A 16,385-nucleotide genomic window follows, 5' to 3' on the forward strand; every position below is an offset into this window, starting at 1 on the left:
GGCGGTCTCAGAAGCGGTAGGCAAGGTCGAACACGATGCGCAGTTCGCGCTCGCGCTGGCCGTCGTACGGGCGGCTGATGCCGGTGACCATCGCGCCCATGTCCAGCACGTCGTTGGCGCGGTAGCGCTGGCCATACCCCAGGGCGATGACGCCGCCGGTGCCGTAGCCCTGCTGGGTGTAGGTGCCGGCGCCGATCGTGCCGATCTGTTCCCAGGCGGTTTCGTAGCGGCGGTACAGCGTGTGCGTGACGCGCGCGCCGGGCAGCACCATCAGGTCCGAGCGCGGGTTGTAGTAGGGCGCGTTGTCGCGGCTGTTGCGCTGGGTCGACAGGTCCAGCGTCAGGTCGGCCTTCAGGTGCGGCGCGGTGTAGACGCGCTCGCGCCCGTCCAGCCCCAGTTCCCAGCGCTGGTTGCCGTCGGAAAAGCGCGACGGCGACAGCGACAGGGTCCATTCGCGCCGCTCGTTGGCGCGCCAGCGCACGAAGCCGGTCAGGCGGTTGGCCTTGATGTCGTTGGTCAGCGCCCGCAGCGGGGTTTCGCGCGACAGCACTTCGCCCGAACCGCCCACCTGCCAGTGGTCGTCGATGTCATAGGCGGCCGACAGCCGCAGGCCGGGCTTGACGCCGTGGCCGTAGCTGTGGGTCGAGACTTCGCCTTCGACCGTCAGGTCGCGGCCGCGCCATTCGACGCCGGTGCGCAGCCAGCGGTAGTTGCCGCGCCCCTCCTCGAAGTCGCCGGTGGCGTAGCCGCCGCCGCCGAAGGCGCGCCAGTTGTAGTCGATGGGCGGCGAATACAGCACCGCGTCGATGCCGAAGTCGCCGTTGCCGTTGACCGGGCTGTCCGAGGCCAGGCCGCGGTAGCCGCTGATGCGCAGCTCGGCCTTGTTGTGGACCTCCCATTCGCGCGCCAGGCGGCGGCTGGTGAGGTTCTCGGGCGCGCGCGCCAGGGTGTCGGCCGACAGCGCCTCGGCCTGGCGCCATTCCTGCAGGTCCATGGCGGTGAAGCCCTGGCCGTTTTCGACCTGCAGCGCGCGCGGCGCCAGGGTTTCGGCCATCTTCAGTTCGCGTTCCGCGGCGCGCGGCAGGTCGCGGCGGCGGTAGACCGAGGCCAGGTCGGCGCGCAGGGAGGAATTGTTGGGGGCGTTTTCGACCATGCCGCGCAGTTGCTGCTCGGCGGCGGCGGTGTCGTCGGCCTGCAGGCGCGCGGCCGCCACCGTCTGCGCGCCTTCCAGCTTCAGGTCGTTGGGGTTGCGGGTGGCCTGCCCCTTGAAATACAGCCAGGGGCTGTAGCCGGCGTCGATGGCGTCGGTGACCGCGCCGGTCTGGTCGAATTCCTCGGCCTCGGCCAGCGCGTAGTACAGGCCGGTCTCGGTGCTGAGGCGGTCTTGCGCGTCGTCGTCGCGGTTGGCGCCATCGGCGCCGACCTGGCGATACAGGTCGCGCGCCTTCTGGGGCTGGCGCAGATACAGATAGGCGGAGGCGACGTCATTGAGCGCGTAGCGCGGCACCGTGACGTCCCGCGCCCGCAAGGCCTCGTATTCGCTGACCACGTCGGCCATGCGGGCGCGGGCGTGCAGCGCATGCAGGCGGTCGATGCGGGCGCGCAGCACGTCGTCGCGGGCGGCATCGCCCAGGGCTTCCCAGGCCGGGATCAGCGCCTCGTAGCGCGCCAGCGCGCGGTCGGCGATGACGAAGCGCTCGGCCTCGGTCCGCGTCGGCATGGCCGCCAGCCGCACCTGCTGGGCCAGCGCGTCGCCTTCCAGGCGGCGCAACTGCGCGGCGTCGAACAGGTCCGGATGCTGGCGCGCCAGATCCAGCGCCGGCTGCGCCAGCCGGGCGCGGCTCAGCGCGGCGATGTATTCGCGCAGCACGTAGGGCGTGCCGGGCGCGATCGCCAGCGCCTGGTCGGCTTGGTGCAACGCCTCGTAGGGCTGGCGCAGGCGGACGTGGACGTAGCTCAGCGCCAGGCGGGCATCGGCATCGCGCGGCGCGCGCCTGCTCCAGGCCCTGCCGGCGGCCAGGGCGGCTTCGGTCTGGCCGGCGTCGGCCAGGGTCATGATTTCGCCCGCGGCAAAGGCGGACTGGTCGGGATGGCGCCGCAGGCCGGCGCGATAGGCCGACAGGGCCTCGGGCCAGCGGCGCAGGTCGCGATAGGCGCGCGCCACCGCCAGCTGGATATCGGCGGGCAGGGCGAGGGAGGGCGACAGCGTTTCGTAGGCGGCCACGGCTTCGGCGGGGCGGCCGGCCCAGCTGGCGATCACGATGTGGTCGTACACCGCCTGGCGGCCGGCCGCCGCGCCTTGCTGGCGCAGCATGGCCAGCGCCGGTTCGTAGTCGCCGGCGCGGGCGCGCGTGATCAGCGCGTCATAGTCGGCGCCCGGCGCCGCCAGCGCCAGGACGGGAGCGAGCAGCGCGCACGCGGTGAGGGCCTGCAGTCTCGGCCCGGTGATCCGCCGTCGCGGGTCCGTCATCAAGGCGGGCGGCGCCTGGCGGCCTGCCCGGCCCCTGGGGGGCGTTGTTCTTTTCAGCATCTGTAAATACTTCCGCAGTTGCGATGAGGGCGCTCGTGGCTCCGCCGGCCGGACGCGGGTGGGCGTTGCCGAAGGCGCGGCGCGGACGCGGGAAGGCGCCGGCGGCGAAGGGGAGAGCGTTTGGGTATTCACTGCGCGGCGCCCGCTGCGGGGACCTTCGCACTCGCGCGAGGGAGTGCATGGCTAGTACGCGCCACGCCCGTGGGGCGTGGTTGCGGCACTTCTGATGGCGCCGTCAACAGGCCGAACTTTATGGCTTTTCGGCGAAATCAACTGTCAATTAGTGCAAAGGAGGGACCGCGGCCGCAGGCCTTGGCGTATTCTCTGCGGGCGTACCGCACAACCGTCGTGGCGGTATGGCCGGCATTGGGACGGATCCCGGTACGGAACGTTGTGCGCGCGACGGAAATGGCGCGATGGTGCGCCGTGCAAGTAACAAAAAACGTCAAAAGTGCGGGTCTGTAACGTGTCCTCGGGCCCGCATCCGGTGCAACAGTTGTTCCAAGCGACGGCGACCGCCCAGGAGGGCGCAAGCCGGCAAAAACATGACGACTTCACTATTTTTCCTGGTGTGGGGCCTGGCCACGGCCCTGGCGCTGCCCCTGCTGCTGCCGTTCAATGCGCGCCGGGTGCCGGGCGTGCGCGCGTTCACCATCGCCAACGCGTTGGCGGTGCTGTCGCTGCTGGCCTACGCCTCGGCCGAGATCCTGCCGCCGGCCGTCTATGTGATGGTGTCGAATACGTCGTGGCTGGTCGCGGTGAGCCTGGTGTACGTGGGCGTGCGGCAGTTCTTCGGCTTGCGGCCGCAGGTCCTGCGCGTGGGCGCCGCGGCCGCGGTCGGCATCGCGGCGATGGCGCTGATGCTGTACGTCACGCATGACCTGGTGGGCCGCATGATGCTGTTTTCGGGCTACACCGGTGTGCTGATGGCGGCCACCGGCGCCGTGGTGTTCCGCCAGCGCCGCGGTATCCGCACGCCTGGCGTGATCCTGTATGTGCTGTTGTCGCTGTCCGCCCTGGTGGTGCTGCATGCCTTGCGCGCCGGCGTCTATGGCAGCGGCTGGGCGCAGGCCGCGTCGTTGCTGGAACCGGCGCCGTGGGGCCTGTTCTTCATCGTCTGCGGCTCGGTGACGGTGCCGGCGCTGTTCCTGGCATTGCTGCTGCTGATCCAGACGTCGCTGTCCGAACAGATGCAGGCCGCGCTGACCTTCGACAGCCTTACCGGCGCCTATTCGCGCCGCAGCATCCTGGATGAACTGGAGCACGAGCTGCAGCGCTGCGCGCGCAGCGGCGGCAGGCTGGCGGTGCTGGTGCTGGACATCGACCATTTCAAGTCCATCAACGACCGCCACGGCCACGCGGCCGGCGATGCCGCCTTGCGCCATTTCGCGCAGGTGGTGCCCAAGGCCGTGCGGGCCAGCGATCGCTTTGGCCGCCTGGGGGGCGAGGAGTTCGTCTTGCTGATGTACGGCTGTGATGCCGCGCACGCGCTGGTGCAGGCGCAGCGGGTCTGCGACGCCCTGCGCGATTCGCCGCTGTACCTGCAGGGGCAGGAATTGCGCATGACCGCCAGCGGCGGCGTGGCCACGCTGCAGCCGGGCGATTCGGCCGATGGCATCCTGGCTCGCGCCGACCTGGCGCTCTACAAGGCCAAGGAGCTGGGGCGCGACCGGGTCGAAATGGCCTGGAGCGCGCGTGCGTCGGGCCGCCCGCAGGCGGCCCGGGAGGAAGAGGCGGCCGCCGAGGCCGCCGAACCCGCCAAGCTTACGGCTTGAGATGTTCGATGAAGAACTTTTCCATGGCCGCGTAGAACTCGAATTTGTTCTCGTCGTTGTGGAAGCCGTGGCCTTCGTTGTCCTTGACCATGTATTCCACCTCGACGCCGCGGGCCTTCAACGCCTTGACCATCTGGTCGCTCTCGTCCTTGTTGACGCGCGGGTCCTTGGCGCCCTGGGCGATGAACAGCGGCGTCTTGATCCTGTCGGCGTGCAGGGCCGGCGAGGTCGCCGCCAGGCGGTCCTTGTCGCGCACCGGGTCGCCGACCATGTCCTGCATCTTGTCCAGCATCGGCTTCCAGTAGGGCGGAATCGACTTCATGAACGTGAACAGGTTGGACACGCCGACGTAGTCGACCGCGGCCGCGTACAGGTCGGGCGTGAAGGTCACGCCGGCCAGCGTGGCGTAGCCGCCGTAGCTGGCGCCGTAGATGCCGATGCGCTTGGGGTCGGCGATGCCCTGCTTGACCAGCCACTGGACGCCGTCGGTGATGTCGTCCTGCATTTTCAGGCCCCATTGGCCGAAGCTGGCTTCCCAGAAGGCGCGGCCGTAGCCGGTGGAGCCGCGGAAATTCATCTGCAGCACGCAGAAGCCGCGGTTGGCCAGGAACTGCACCTCGGGGTTGTAGCCCCAGCCGTCGCGCGCCCACGGGCCGCCGTGCGGGTTGACGATGCACGCCAGGTTCTTGGGATCGCGCCCGGCCGGCAGCGTCAGGTAGCCATGGATGGTCAGGCCGTCGCGGCTCTGGTAGCTGATGGGCTGCACGCGCGACATGTCGGCCTCGGGGATGGCCGGATTGATGTCGGCCAGCTTGCTGAGGGTGTCGGCGCGCGCGTCGTAGATGTAGCGCGAGCCCGGCGTGCGGTCGTTGTAGGCGGCGACGATGAACTTGTCTTCGTCGCGGTTGGCGCCCTGGATGGCGAACTGGTAGCCCTCGAGCTGGGCTGACAGTTTCTTGAACAGGGTTTCGGTCTCGGCGTCGAAGAACTTGTATTGCGGCTTGTCGGTCTGGTACGAGGCCACCGTCAGCACGCGGCGCTTGCGCGAGAAGCCGGCGGCGTCCAGGTCGACCGTGTCCGGGGTGAAGATCTCGTCTTCCTTGTCGGGGCTGGCCGGGTCGATCACCACCAGCGCGAGCTTGTCGCGGCCGCGGTTGGACAGGGCGTAGAACTTCTTGTCGTCGAAGGTGAAGAAGGCCGGGCTGACGCTGGTGCGGTAGTCGGTGGTGAAGAGCGGACGGAATTCCGAGGCTTCGTCGTCGCGGTAGAGCAGGGTGGTGTTCAGGCCGTCGCTGGTGACGGCGGCGCGCACCTTGCCGGCGTGGTCGGTCTGCCAGCCGACGATGTTGCCGGGATTCTGCGCCACCAGCACGCCGGCGCCGGTGTGCACGTTGACGCGGTAGACGTCGAACACCTGCGGGTCGCGCTGGTTGTGGCTGATGAGGATGTGGTCGGGGTCGTCTTCGAGGTCGTCCTCGATGCTGGCGCGCACGCCGTCGTACGGGGTCAGGTCGGTGACCTTGCCGGTCTTGGCGTCCACCGCCAGCACGTGGAAGTTCTCGTCGCCGCCGAAGTCCTTCTGGTAGAGCACCACGTCGGCGCCCTTCCAGAAGAAATTGCTGATGTCGCGGGCCGACTCGCTGGTCAGCTTGCGCGGTTCGCCCACCGGCTTGCTGCCTTCCAGGGGCTGGACGTAGATGTTCATGCGCGGCGGCTTGCCGTCGACGCTGGTGGGCTGCATGAAGCCGAGGGTCTTGCCGTCGTCGGCCAGGCGGAAGAAACCGCGTTCCGGATTGCGGAAAAAGTCCTTCAGGGGGTAGGCCCGGGGCGGCTGCGCCGCGGCGCTGGCGCCCAGCGAGGCGCCGACGATACCGGCGGCCAGGATGGTGTGTTTCATGAATGAGAGCAAGGCATACCTCCGACGATTCCACCCGGCCGCGGGCGCCGCCGGACTACCGGTCGATAATGCCATAGCCGCGGCCGGGGTGTCGAACCGGCCGGGCCACTTATGCCGGTGGTCCGTTTGCGGGATAATCGCGGCTATCAATCTGGAGAAACACATGGTTCGGAATCTGGTCGCGGCCTCGGCGCTGGCCCTGGGCCTGGCGGGCTGCTCGCTGGGTATTTCGCAGAACGGCTCATCGCCGCACAGCGAATTCAAGGCGCCCGTCGCGTTCAAGGACGCCTACGCCACCACGCTGCGCCAGGCCAACGCCTGCCTGCGCAGCACCGACGACGCCTATCGCGTGGTGTCGAGCCTGGACGAAAGCGCCCAGTCCGCCGTGGTGCGGGTGCTGGCGCCGTACAGCGACAGCGAAATGACCCGGGTCGACCTGAAGGCGGCCGGTCCCAAGGCCACCGACACCCGCATCGTGATGTGGGGCAAGGGCACCTGGGACGCGGCGGCGATGCGCGCCATGCAGGACGCGATCGTCTATGGCATGAGTTCGTGCTCCAGCTACATGCCGCTGGACCCGCGGCCGCCGGTCAAGCCGTCGCGCGATCTGCCCAAGTAAGGGCAATGGCGGGCCTTGCGGCCGCATCGGGCGACGGCGGCCGCAAGGCCCGCCGCCCGTTCAGTCGCCGCCCGGACGGCGGCGGATGATCTTGAAGGTGGCGGTGGCGCGGGCCACCAGTTCGCCGTCGGCGCGGCGGATGTCGCCTTCACAGAAGGCGATCGACGCGCCGCGGCGCAGGCAGCGCGCCTCGATCACCAGGTCGCCGGTGCCGGGCGACAGGAAGGTGGTGTTCATGTCGATGGTGGCCATGCCCTCGGTGGCATCGGCCGAGCCGCGCGCCGCGGCGCTCAGCGTGAAGTCCAGCACGCTCATCAGGGTGCCGCCGTGGACGTCGCCGCGGCTGTTGGTCAGGTCCTGGCGCCACGGCAGCGACGTGCGGGCATAGGCCGGCGCGATCTGTTCGGGCACCAGGCCCAGGAAACTCATGAAGGGAATCGCCAGGCCGAAATACTCGCCCGGAGCGGGAGTTGCGGTTGCAGTCATGGAAGCGGTCACGCGGGGAAGGGGAAAGATGGGGATTTGCCGGTCATAATATCCACTTTTACGCCGTTCGCCGGGCCCGGCCCCCGCGCCGGGGCGATTTTTCCGGTGACCGTACATTTCGCGCCCGCTTGCGCGCCGATGCGCCATCCGGGCACCCGTTTTCCACCGCCATGAGCGACGCCAGCCGCAAGATCGTACACATCGACATGGATGCCTTCTATGCATCCGTGGAACAGCGCGACAACCCCGAGCTGCGCGGCAAGCCGGTGGTGGTGGCGTGGACCGGGCCGCGCTCGGTGGTGTGCGCGGCGTCGTACGAGGCGCGCCGCTTCGGCGTGCATTCGGCCATGTCGGCGGTGCGCGCCCAGCGCCTCTGTCCGCAGGCGGTCTACGTGCCGCCCGACTTCAACCGCTACCGCGAGGTTTCGCGCCAGATCCGCCAGATCTTCGGCCGCCATACGGACCTGATCGAGCCGCTGTCGCTGGACGAGGCCTACCTGGACGTGACCGTCAACAAGCTCGGGCTGCCGTCGGCCACCGAAGTGGCGCAGGTGATCCGCCAGCAGATCCGCGCCGAAACCGGCCTGACCGCCTCGGCCGGCGTGGCGCCCAACAAGTTCCTGGCCAAGATCGCGTCCGACTGGAACAAGCCCGACGGGCAATATGTGATCCGCCCGTCACGGGTGCTGGAGTTCCTGCAGCCGCTGCCCGTGCGCAAGGTGCCCGGCGTGGGCAAGGTGATGCAGGCGCGCCTGGAGCAGTTGGGTATCCATACGGTGGGCGACCTGGCCACGCACGCCGCGCAGGAACTGGAGCATTACTTCGGCCGTTACGGCCGGCGCCTGTACGAGCTGGCGCGCGGCATCGACGACCGCGAGGTGCAGACCGACCAGCCGTTGCAGCAGGTGTCGGCGGAAACCACGTTTTCGGAAGATGTGCGGCTGGAGGCGGTCGGCGAGGCCCTGGATCGCATGGCCGACAAGGTCTGGAGCCAGGCCTTGAAGAAGGGCGCGCTGGGCCGCACGGTGGTGCTCAAGCTCAAGACCGACCGCTTCCGCATCCTGACGCGCAGCCAGACCAATCCCAATCCGCCGGCCTCGGCCGCCGAGCTGGCGACCATGGCCCGGCTGCTGTGCGAGCGGGTCGACCTGCCGGCGCAGACGCTGTATCGGCTGGCGGGGGTCGGCATGAGCAATTTCGCCGATCCCCAGGAACAATCACGCCAGCCGGACCTGTTCGGCGGGGCGTTCTGACTTCAGGCGAGCCTGGCCTTGACCTGCTGCGACAGCGCGGTCATGTCGGCGCGGCCGGCCAGCGACTGCTTGAGCAAGGCCATGACCTTGCCCATCGCGGGCGCGCCGGTGACGCCCTGGGCGGCCACTTCGGCCAGCGCCGCGTCGATGGCGGCGGCCACTTCCTCGGGCGTGGCGGCCTGCGGCAGGAACTCCTGCAACACCACCAGTTCGGCCTTTTCCTGTTCCGCGGTTTCGGTGCGGCCGGCCTGTTCGAACGCGGCGATGGACTCGCGGCGTTGCTTGACCTGCTTTTCGATGATGGCGGTGATTTCGGCGTCGCTCAGGTCGCGGCGCTCGTCCACTTCCTTCTGCTTGACCGCGGCCAGCAGGAAGCGCAGGGTGGCGAGACGCTCGGTGGCCTTGGCGCGCATGGCGTCCTTGACGGCGTCGGAGAGGCGGGTCTTGAGCGTAGCGGTGCTCATGGGGAAACCTTTGTGTTGTTGCGTCAAAACGGCAGTGTAACCGTGGCCGGGCCTTCCCGCGATGTCATCCGGGTCGGGCGGGCGGCCGTCAGGGCCAGCGGCGGAATACCAGCGAGGTGTTGATGCCGCCGAAGGCGAAATTGTTGTTCATGACGTATTCGTGGCTCATGTGGCGGCCCTCGACCAGGTAGTCCAGCTCGCCGCAGCGCGGATCGACGTGCCGCAGGTTGAGGGTCGGGGCGTACCAGTCGCTGCGCAGCATTTCGATGCTGAACCACGATTCCAGCGCGCCACAGGCGCCCAGCGTGTGGCCCAGATAGCTCTTTTGCGAGCTGATGGGCATGCGGTTGCCGAACAGGCCGTGGGTGGCCTCGGTCTCGGCGATGTCGCCCTGTTCGGTGGCGGTGCCGTGGCCATTGACGTAGCCGATCGCCTGCGGCGGCAGGCCGGCGTCGGCCAGGGCCAGTTCCATGGCGATGCGCATGGTGCGGGCGTCGGGACGGGTGATGTGGGTGCCGTCCGAGTTGCTGCCGAAGCCGACGATTTCGGCGTGGATGCGCGCGCCGCGCGCCTGCGCATGTTCCAGCGATTCCAGCACCAGCATGCCGCCGCCTTCGCCGATCACCAGGCCGTCGCGGTCGCGGTCGTAGGGACGCGGCGTGAGGCCGGGCGTGTCGTTCTTCTGGCTGGTGGCGTACAGGGCGTCGAACACCATGGCTTCGCTGGGGCAGAGTTCTTCGGCGCCGCCGGCCAGCATCAGCGCCTGGCGGCCGTAGCGGACCGCCTCGTAGGCGTAGCCGATGCCCTGGCTGCCCGAGGTGCAGGCGCTGGAGGTCGGAATGATGCGGCCCTTGAGTTCGAAGAAAATGCCGATATTGGCCGCGGTGGTGTGCGGCATCATGCGGACGTAGGAGTTGGCGTTCAGGTCGTCGGTGACGCCGTTGAGCAGCATGTTGCCGAAGGCGCGGATTTCGGCGGTGCTGCCGATCGACGAGCCGCAGGCCACGCCCATGCGGCCGTCGGCAATGCACGGATCGCCCAGCAGGCCGGCGTCGTCCAGCGCCTGTTCCGCCGCGCGCACGCTCAGTTGCGAGACCCGGCCCATGCTGCGCAATTGCTTGCGGGTCCAGTGCGCGGGCGCCTGGAAGTCCTCGATCGGTCCGGCCAGGCGGGTGTTCAGCTCCTGGTAGCGCGACCATTCAGGCATGGCGCGGATGGCGCTGCGGCCATCCTCGAAGGCGCGCCGGATGCCGGCCCAGTCGGATCCCAGCGCACTGATGCCGGCCATGCCGGTGACGACGACGCGATGCATCAGCACAGTCCTCCGTTGACCGCGATGACCTGGCGCGTGATGTAGGCGGCCCCCGGCGACATCAGGAACGCGACGGTGGCCGCGACTTCCTCGGGACGGCCCATGCGTTGCGCGGGCACGGCCTTCAGGATTTCCTCGACCGGCACGTGGGCGTCGATCATGTCGGTGTCGATCAGGCCGGGCGCCACGCAGTTGACCGTGATCTGGCGCTTGGCCAGTTCCACCGCCAGGGCCTTGGCGGCGCCGATCAGGCCGGCCTTGGACGCGCTGTAGTTGACCTGGCCGCGGTTGCCGATCAGTCCCGAGACGGAGGCCATGCAGACCACGCGGCCGGGCGCGCGGCGGCGGATCATCGGCATCGCCAGCGGACCGAGGACGTTGTAGAAGCCGTCCAGGTTGGTGCGCAGCACCTGGTCCCAGTCGTCGCCCGTGAGGGCTGGGAAGGCGCCGTCGCGGGTCAGGCCGGCGTTGAGCACGACGCCATAGTAGGCGCCGTGGGCGTCGACGTCGGCCTGCAGCACGGCGGCGCATTGCGCCCGGTCGGCCACGTCGAACTGCAACACGCGCGCCTGGCGGCCGCGGGCCGCGATTTCGGCCTGGACCGCCTCGGCCTGGGCGCGTTGCTGGCGGCAATGCAGCACCAGGTCATGGCCGGCGTCGGCCAGGGCCAGGGCGATGGCGCGGCCGATGCCGCGGCTGGAACCGGTGACGAGAATCGGGGCGGCGCTCATAGGGGAGGCTGTTCCTGGATGAAAACGTTGGGATCGTCGGGCTGGTAGACGTTGAGCCGGGCGCTGGCCAGCGGGCCGGCGTCGTCGCGCAGCTCGCATTCGAAGACGCTCATGCCCCTGGCGTCCATGAACCCGCGCTGCACCTGGATGGTCAGCGTGGCGCCGGCCGGCAGGGCGTCGACCTGGCAGTCGTAGCGGCGCGTGCCCAGCAGGAAGCCGAGCTTGACCGGCGCGCCGGCCAGCCGGGCCTGGCAGCCGGCCCAGGCGCCGATGGCCTGCGCCATCAGTTCCAGGCCGAGCCACGGCGGCAGCGAACCGTCGGGCAGCGAGTAGGGGCCCGGGCGGATCACGGCGCGCGCCCGCAGGCTGTCGGCGTCGTGGGCCAGCACCTCGTCGATCAGGATCATGTCGCCGGCGTGAGGCAGCAGGCTGGCGATGGGCCAGGTCGTCATGCCGCCGCTCCCAGGACCAGGCAGGTGTTGTTGCCGCCGAAGGCGAATGAGTTGCTCATCGCCAGGCGCCGGCGGCCTGGGGCGTAGCAATGTCCGGTGGTGCTGAAATCCAGCCGCGGCAGCGCCGGGTCGGGCTGGCCGTCCCAGACATGCGGCGGCAGCCGGCCCGCGGCATTGGCGGGCGACAGGGTGATCCAGGCCAGCGCCGCTTCCAGCGCCCCGGCCGCGCCCAGCGCATGGCCCGTCAGCGGTTTGGTGGAGGCGCACGGCACGCCCTGGGGAAACAGCGTGTGCACGGCCAGGCTTTCCATCGCGTCGTTGTGGGCGGTGCCGGTGCCGTGCAGGTTGATCCAGCCGATGTCGGCGGGCGCCACTCCGGCGGCGTCCAGGGCGGCGCGCATGGCGCGCAGCGCGCCGGCGCCGCCGGGCTCCGGCGCCGACATGTGCCAGGCGTCGGAACTGGCGCCGCCGCCCAGCAGGGCCACGGCGTCGTCGGCGGCGGCTTCGCGCTGCATCAGAAACAGCGCGCCGGCCTCGCCAATGTTGATGCCGCGGCGGTTGGCCGAAAACGGCAGGCACAGCGCCTCGTCCACCGCGTCGAGACTGGCGAAGCCGTTGATGGTCAGCCGGCACAGGGTGTCGGCGCCGCCGCAGACCACCGCGTCGCACAGGCCCAGGGCCAGCAGCCGGCGCGCCGACAGCAGCGCGCGGGCGCTGGAGGTGCAGGCGGTGGACAGGGTGTAGGCGGGGCCGGTCGCGCCCAGCCAGTCGGCCAGGAATGCGGCCGGGGACGACAGCGCCTGGCGGCGGTAGTCGTAGTCGCGCGGCCACGCGCCATTGGCCGCCAGGGCCTGGAATGCCGGCGCATTGTCGTTCACGCCCGAAGTGCTGGTGCCCACGATCACCGCCACGCGATGGGCGCCGTGCCGCGCGACCGCGTCGCGCAGGCGCGCCTCGATCTGTAGGGCGGCGGCCAGCAGCAGCTGGTTGTTGCGGCTGTGGTGATGCGCGGGCAGCGTGTCGGCGATGCGTGGCAGCGGCCCGTCCACGCCACCCAGCGTGAGCGCGCGGTCGGCCAGCCAGCCGGCCTGGCGGCGCATGCCGCGGGTGTCGCCGGCGAACGCGGCGCGGGCCACGGCCTCGATGCCTGACCCGAGCGCGCAGACTACCCCAGGCGGACTCAGCCAGGTGGTCGTCATGGCCGCTCTCCGAGCGGCGCCACCCGCCATACGGTGCCGTCACCGGACTCGATCTCGAGCGTGCCGGCCGCGGCGTCTCGCGGCCAGCGGACGCGCCACCGCGGTTCGCCCTGGCGCAGCAGTTCGCGTTGCGGGCTACCGTCGGCGGCGGCCGTGGCGCGCCAGGCGCCGGCGCCATAGGCCGTGTCCAGGTCGTCCAGGGGCGTCCAGGCGAACACCAGCGCGGCGAACAGGTCGCGCGCCTGGCCGTTGGGGCGCAGGAAGCCATCATTGCGCCAGCGGCCGTGTTCCAGTATCTGCCGTGCCTGCGGTATGCCCAGGGGGTCGAACAACGACCAGCGCGTGGCGGCGGCTTCGCGCTGCACCACCAGCAGTGTGTCCTGCGCGGGCTGGCCGGGGCGCGACTGGGCCACGTGCAACTGGCGCGGCAACGCGAACGCGGGCGCCGCTGAGGGCGTCGGCGGCGCCCCGGCGCAGCCGGCCAGCAGGAAGGCCAGCGCCAACGCGGCGCGCGAGATCCCGAAGGCGGGCGGAAGGGAAAGGCGGGCAGGAATCATGGCAGGGTTGGCCGACCATGGGGCGGCGCGCACGCGGCGCCGTGGTCCGGCAAGCGCGGGCGCTGGCAAAGGGGGCGCGGTCGGCGTGCCCAGTGTACCCGCCGCGGACCAGGCTGCGCGGGTCCCGGGGCGCAGGCCGGCAGCCGGTGCGCCGGCTTCACGTCGCGTCCCCGGCGCCGGATCCGCGCCGCGGCTGCACCCAGGGCGCCCACAGCAGCGAGAATCCCACGCCCAACGCCACCGCCAGGCCGAAATTGGCGATCGCCGGCGTCCGGCTCACGGCCAGCAGCCCGAACGACAGCAGGGTAGTGAGGGCGCCCAGCATGATGCCGACCAGGCTGGCGGCCGCGCCGGCGACGCGCTCGAACATGAAAATGGCGTAGTCCACCCCGATCGCCGACACCAGCAGCAGGCCGAACAGGCTGAAGAGCGTCAGCGGCTGGCCCAGATAACCCAGCGCCGCCAGGCTGCAGGCGGTGGCGGCCAGCGGCACCGCCAGGATGCGCCAGGCGGCCGCGCGTCCAAGCGTCAGGCACAGCAGCGCCGCCGCCACCAGGTACGAGAGCAATTTGAGTTCGGCGGCCTCGACGCGGGTGGCGCTGAACATGCGGTTCAATTCGCCGCTGCGGTCCACCAGCGTGACGCCGGGCGCGGCCTGTGCGATGGCCGTGAGCGCGGCGGCATCGCGCAGGCCCAGCAGGGTGATCATGCCAGCCACTTCGCCGTCATGCCGGCCCAGCCAGAGCGTGCGCCAGCGTTCGCCGATCTGGCCTTGCAGCGCGCTTTCGAGCGGGATGGGCGGCAGCGCCGCCAGCGCGCGCAGTTCCTGTCGCAAGGCCGCTTCCGGCACGCCGATATCGGTCAGCGCGCGCCAGGCCTGGGGCCGGTCCGCCAGGTTCCCCAGCGCATCGGCGAAAGCCTGCTGGTCGGCCTGCGGCGCCACCCGCTGGCTCAAGGCGGTGTAGGCCCGCAGCCCGCCGGCGGCGACCAGCGCATCCAGCGCCTGGCTGACCCGCGCCTGCCGCCGCAGCAGTTCGTCGGCGTCCGGCGCGCGCACCAGGAAGAACTGGCTGGTCGGCACGAAGCCGGTGATTTCGCCGATCTGGCGCGCCTGTTGCAGCAGCGGCGCGGGCAGGCTCAGCCATTGGCGCAGGTCGTCGCGGATGTCCAGGCGGCCGATGCCGCCGGCGGTGACCGCGGCCAGCAGCAGTGCGCCGATCCACAGCACGGCGCGGCGCCCGGCCAGGCGGGTCCGCGCGCGCAGCGCGGCCTGCGCGAAACGCAGCAGCGGCGGCCAGGGACGGGGCTCGAAGCGCGCCAGCCACGCGGGCAGCTGGCACACCGTGCAGGCATAGGCGCCGAGCAGGCCGGCGGCGGAGAACACCGAGGTCTGGGTCAGCGCCGGAAACGGCGTGAAGGCCAGCGCGACATAGCCGACCAGGCTGGCCGCCAGGCTGATGGTCAGGCCCGGCAGCACCCGCCGCAAGGCCGGCCAGGCGCGCCAGTCGGGCATGCCGTAGCTCTTGCCCAGCCAGTGCATCGGGAAGTCGACGGCAACGCCGATCAGGCTGGCGCCGATCACCAGCGTCAGCGCGTGGATGGAACCGAACACCGCGACGCAGGCGACCGTGCCGGCCAGCAGGCCGACCGCCACCGGGACCAGCGCCAGCAGGGCCAGCCAGCGGCGCAACGCCAACAGCAATACCAGCACGATGCCGGCCATGGCGATGGCGCCGATCCAGCCACTTTCGGCGGCGGCCTGGGCGCGGCCGGCGGCGGCATAGAGCGGGCCGCCGGCCACCAGCAGGTCGGCGCCGGCCAGGGCCTGGCGATCCTGCGCGATCTGCGCTGCGATGCGGCCGGGATCGGCGCCGTCGAAGGCGTCGTCCCGGGTGCTGGCGCGCACCAGGACCCAGGCGCGGCCGCCGCTTTCGGCCTGCAACGTACCCGTGGCCACATCGTATTGCACCGCGCCGCCGGGACGCAGCGCCTGTTCGGCGCGCCGCGCCAGGCCGAACAGATCCTGGTCGACCGATACCGCGCTGGAGGCGGCGAACGGGTCGACCAGTTCGCGCGCGCGCTGGCGCGCGTAACCGGCCGGGTCGGCCAGCAGTTGTTCGCGTTGCGCCGGCGGCAGCAGCGCCAGGCGATTGGCCAGCAGGCGCGCCCGCAGATCGGGCAGGTCGACGTCGATGTCCACTTGCACGGTCGCGAACAGGCCGCTGCCCTGCCAGCGTTGCGCCAATTGGCGCGCGGCCGCGGCGCTGTCGCCGCCGTCGCGGGCCGCCACCAGCGCGAGCAGTTCACGGCTGAGCGGCTGCTGGACGCGCGCTTCGGCCAGTTCGCGGGTGGCGTCGGACGGGGCCCGCGGCACCAGTTCCATCAGGTTGGCCGATACCGGCCAGCCGTGGCGGCACTGCCAGGCGCCCAGGGCCAGCACCAGCAGCAGCCCCAGCTTGAACAGCCGTGGCAGCCAGCGTTCAATCGGCGAAGGCACGCTGTTCCTCTGGCGTCAGGGCGTCGACGGCGGACGCGTCGACCATCTGCAGCACGCTGCGGTCGCCTTGGACTTCGCGCAGTTCGATGCGGTCGACCAGCTTGCCGCCGTTGATCTGGATGTTCTCGAAGATCTGCCGCAGCAGCGCCGAACGCGGCAGCAGCACCAGTTGCCAGGCGTCGGCGCCGCCCGTCAGCGTCAGGTCGAAGTTCTCGCGCAGGCCGCGGGTGTCGCCGGCCAGCACCGCCAGGAACAGTCGGTTCTCACGGCCGGCGCCGGCATGCTGCGGCAGCGCCTGCCAGGCGCCGTCGGGGCCGCGGCGCGCGATGCCGTCGGCGCTGATGCGCAGGTCCTGGGCGATCGGGCTGCGCAGCAGCCACAGCAGGCCGCGGCCGGCGGCCAGGGTGAAATCGCCGCGGCTGGTCAGGGGTTGCGGCAGCGAGCGCAGGAATTTCTGCTGCACGAAATGGCCGCGCACCACCGGGGTGGCGCGCAATTGCCGTTGCAGGTCGTCGAGATCGAAAGCCCGCGCGCTCCAGGGCAGGACGGCCAGCGCCAGGCAGATAAGCAGGCGTTTCATGCAGGCAACTCCAGCGCGTTGCGGACGGGGTGG

At 70.7% G+C, this 16,385-nt stretch carries 14 protein-coding genes; 3 read left to right on the top strand and 11 right to left on the bottom strand.

Translation table 11 applies throughout. The annotated features are described in order from the left end of the window. Positions 1 to 7: 7 nt before the first annotated feature. Positions 8 to 2,470, bottom strand: a complete 2,463-nt coding sequence (pgaA, locus tag ACUTAG_RS26235) for a poly-beta-1,6 N-acetyl-D-glucosamine export porin PgaA (protein ID WP_148316633.1) — start codon at positions 2,468 to 2,470, stop codon at positions 8 to 10. Between the two features lie 605 nt (positions 2,471 to 3,075). On the opposite strand from pgaA, the gene ACUTAG_RS26240 reads away from it, so the two are divergent. Then, on the top strand, positions 3,076 to 4,305 hold the full coding sequence (locus tag ACUTAG_RS26240; RefSeq protein ID WP_060721661.1) for a sensor domain-containing diguanylate cyclase: 1,230 nt from the start codon (positions 3,076 to 3,078) through the stop codon (positions 4,303 to 4,305). Here ACUTAG_RS26240 and ACUTAG_RS26245 read toward each other — a convergent pair. Then, a complete protein-coding gene (locus tag ACUTAG_RS26245; protein WP_370445616.1) occupies positions 4,295 to 6,202 on the bottom strand; it encodes a S9 family peptidase in 1,908 nt (635 codons plus the stop codon). The two genes, ACUTAG_RS26240 and ACUTAG_RS26245, sit on opposite strands and share 11 nt — an antisense overlap. A gap of 163 nt (positions 6,203 to 6,365) precedes the next feature. Here ACUTAG_RS26245 and ACUTAG_RS26250 point away from each other — a divergent pair, with 163 nt between their 5' ends. Beyond that, positions 6,366 to 6,821: a BPTD_2524 family lipoprotein gene (locus ACUTAG_RS26250; protein WP_006386616.1), complete on the top strand. Its 456-nt coding sequence runs from the start codon at positions 6,366 to 6,368 to the stop codon at positions 6,819 to 6,821. A gap of 60 nt (positions 6,822 to 6,881) precedes the next feature. On the opposite strand, the gene ACUTAG_RS26255 is transcribed toward ACUTAG_RS26250, so the two are convergent. Then, the gene (locus ACUTAG_RS26255) at positions 6,882 to 7,307 is read right to left on the bottom strand and encodes a PaaI family thioesterase (RefSeq protein ID WP_006386617.1); all 426 of its coding nucleotides are present in this window, start codon (positions 7,305 to 7,307) and stop codon (positions 6,882 to 6,884) included. A 170-nt stretch (positions 7,308 to 7,477) separates the two neighbouring features. Here ACUTAG_RS26255 and dinB point away from each other — a divergent pair, with 170 nt between their 5' ends. Further along, the gene (gene dinB, locus ACUTAG_RS26260; protein ID WP_006386618.1) at positions 7,478 to 8,560 is read left to right on the top strand and encodes a DNA polymerase IV; all 1,083 of its coding nucleotides are present in this window, start codon (positions 7,478 to 7,480) and stop codon (positions 8,558 to 8,560) included. Between the two features lie 2 nt (positions 8,561 to 8,562). Here dinB and ACUTAG_RS26265 read toward each other — a convergent pair whose 3' ends face one another. The 8 genes from ACUTAG_RS26265 to ACUTAG_RS26300 all read right to left on the bottom strand — a co-directional run bounded on the left by ACUTAG_RS26265 (position 8,563) and on the right by ACUTAG_RS26300 (position 16,352). After that, positions 8,563 to 9,024, bottom strand: coding sequence for a GatB/YqeY domain-containing protein (locus tag ACUTAG_RS26265; protein ID WP_006386619.1), 462 nt, complete (start codon positions 9,022 to 9,024; stop codon positions 8,563 to 8,565). 88 nt (positions 9,025 to 9,112) lie between these two features. Then, entirely contained in the window at positions 9,113 to 10,336 is a 1,224-nt protein-coding gene (locus ACUTAG_RS26270; protein WP_026383853.1) for a beta-ketoacyl-ACP synthase, read from the bottom strand. Further along, the gene (fabG, locus tag ACUTAG_RS26275) at positions 10,336 to 11,067 is read right to left on the bottom strand and encodes a 3-oxoacyl-ACP reductase FabG (RefSeq protein WP_006386621.1); all 732 of its coding nucleotides are present in this window, start codon (positions 11,065 to 11,067) and stop codon (positions 10,336 to 10,338) included. The genes ACUTAG_RS26270 and fabG overlap by 1 nt, the downstream gene beginning before the upstream one ends. Continuing rightward, entirely contained in the window at positions 11,064 to 11,519 is a 456-nt protein-coding gene (locus ACUTAG_RS26280) for an ApeP family dehydratase (RefSeq protein WP_148316635.1), read from the bottom strand. Before ACUTAG_RS26280 ends, fabG begins: the two co-directional genes overlap by 4 nt. Continuing rightward, positions 11,516 to 12,718, bottom strand: a complete 1,203-nt coding sequence (locus ACUTAG_RS26285; RefSeq protein ID WP_109433575.1) for a beta-ketoacyl-ACP synthase — start codon at positions 12,716 to 12,718, stop codon at positions 11,516 to 11,518. The genes ACUTAG_RS26280 and ACUTAG_RS26285 overlap by 4 nt, the downstream gene beginning before the upstream one ends. Continuing rightward, positions 12,715 to 13,275, bottom strand: a complete 561-nt coding sequence (locus ACUTAG_RS26290; RefSeq protein WP_054485945.1) for a hypothetical protein — start codon at positions 13,273 to 13,275, stop codon at positions 12,715 to 12,717. Before ACUTAG_RS26290 ends, ACUTAG_RS26285 begins: the two co-directional genes overlap by 4 nt. Before the next feature lie 157 nt (positions 13,276 to 13,432). Next, a complete protein-coding gene (locus ACUTAG_RS26295) occupies positions 13,433 to 15,772 on the bottom strand; it encodes an MMPL family transporter (protein WP_054485946.1) in 2,340 nt (779 codons plus the stop codon). Next, positions 15,756 to 16,352, bottom strand: coding sequence for a LolA family protein (locus ACUTAG_RS26300; protein WP_054447161.1), 597 nt, complete (start codon positions 16,350 to 16,352; stop codon positions 15,756 to 15,758). Before ACUTAG_RS26300 ends, ACUTAG_RS26295 begins: the two co-directional genes overlap by 17 nt. Between the last annotated feature and the right edge of the window lie 33 nt (positions 16,353 to 16,385).

The organism is Achromobacter sp. CSND-B12, from assembly GCF_052906545.1.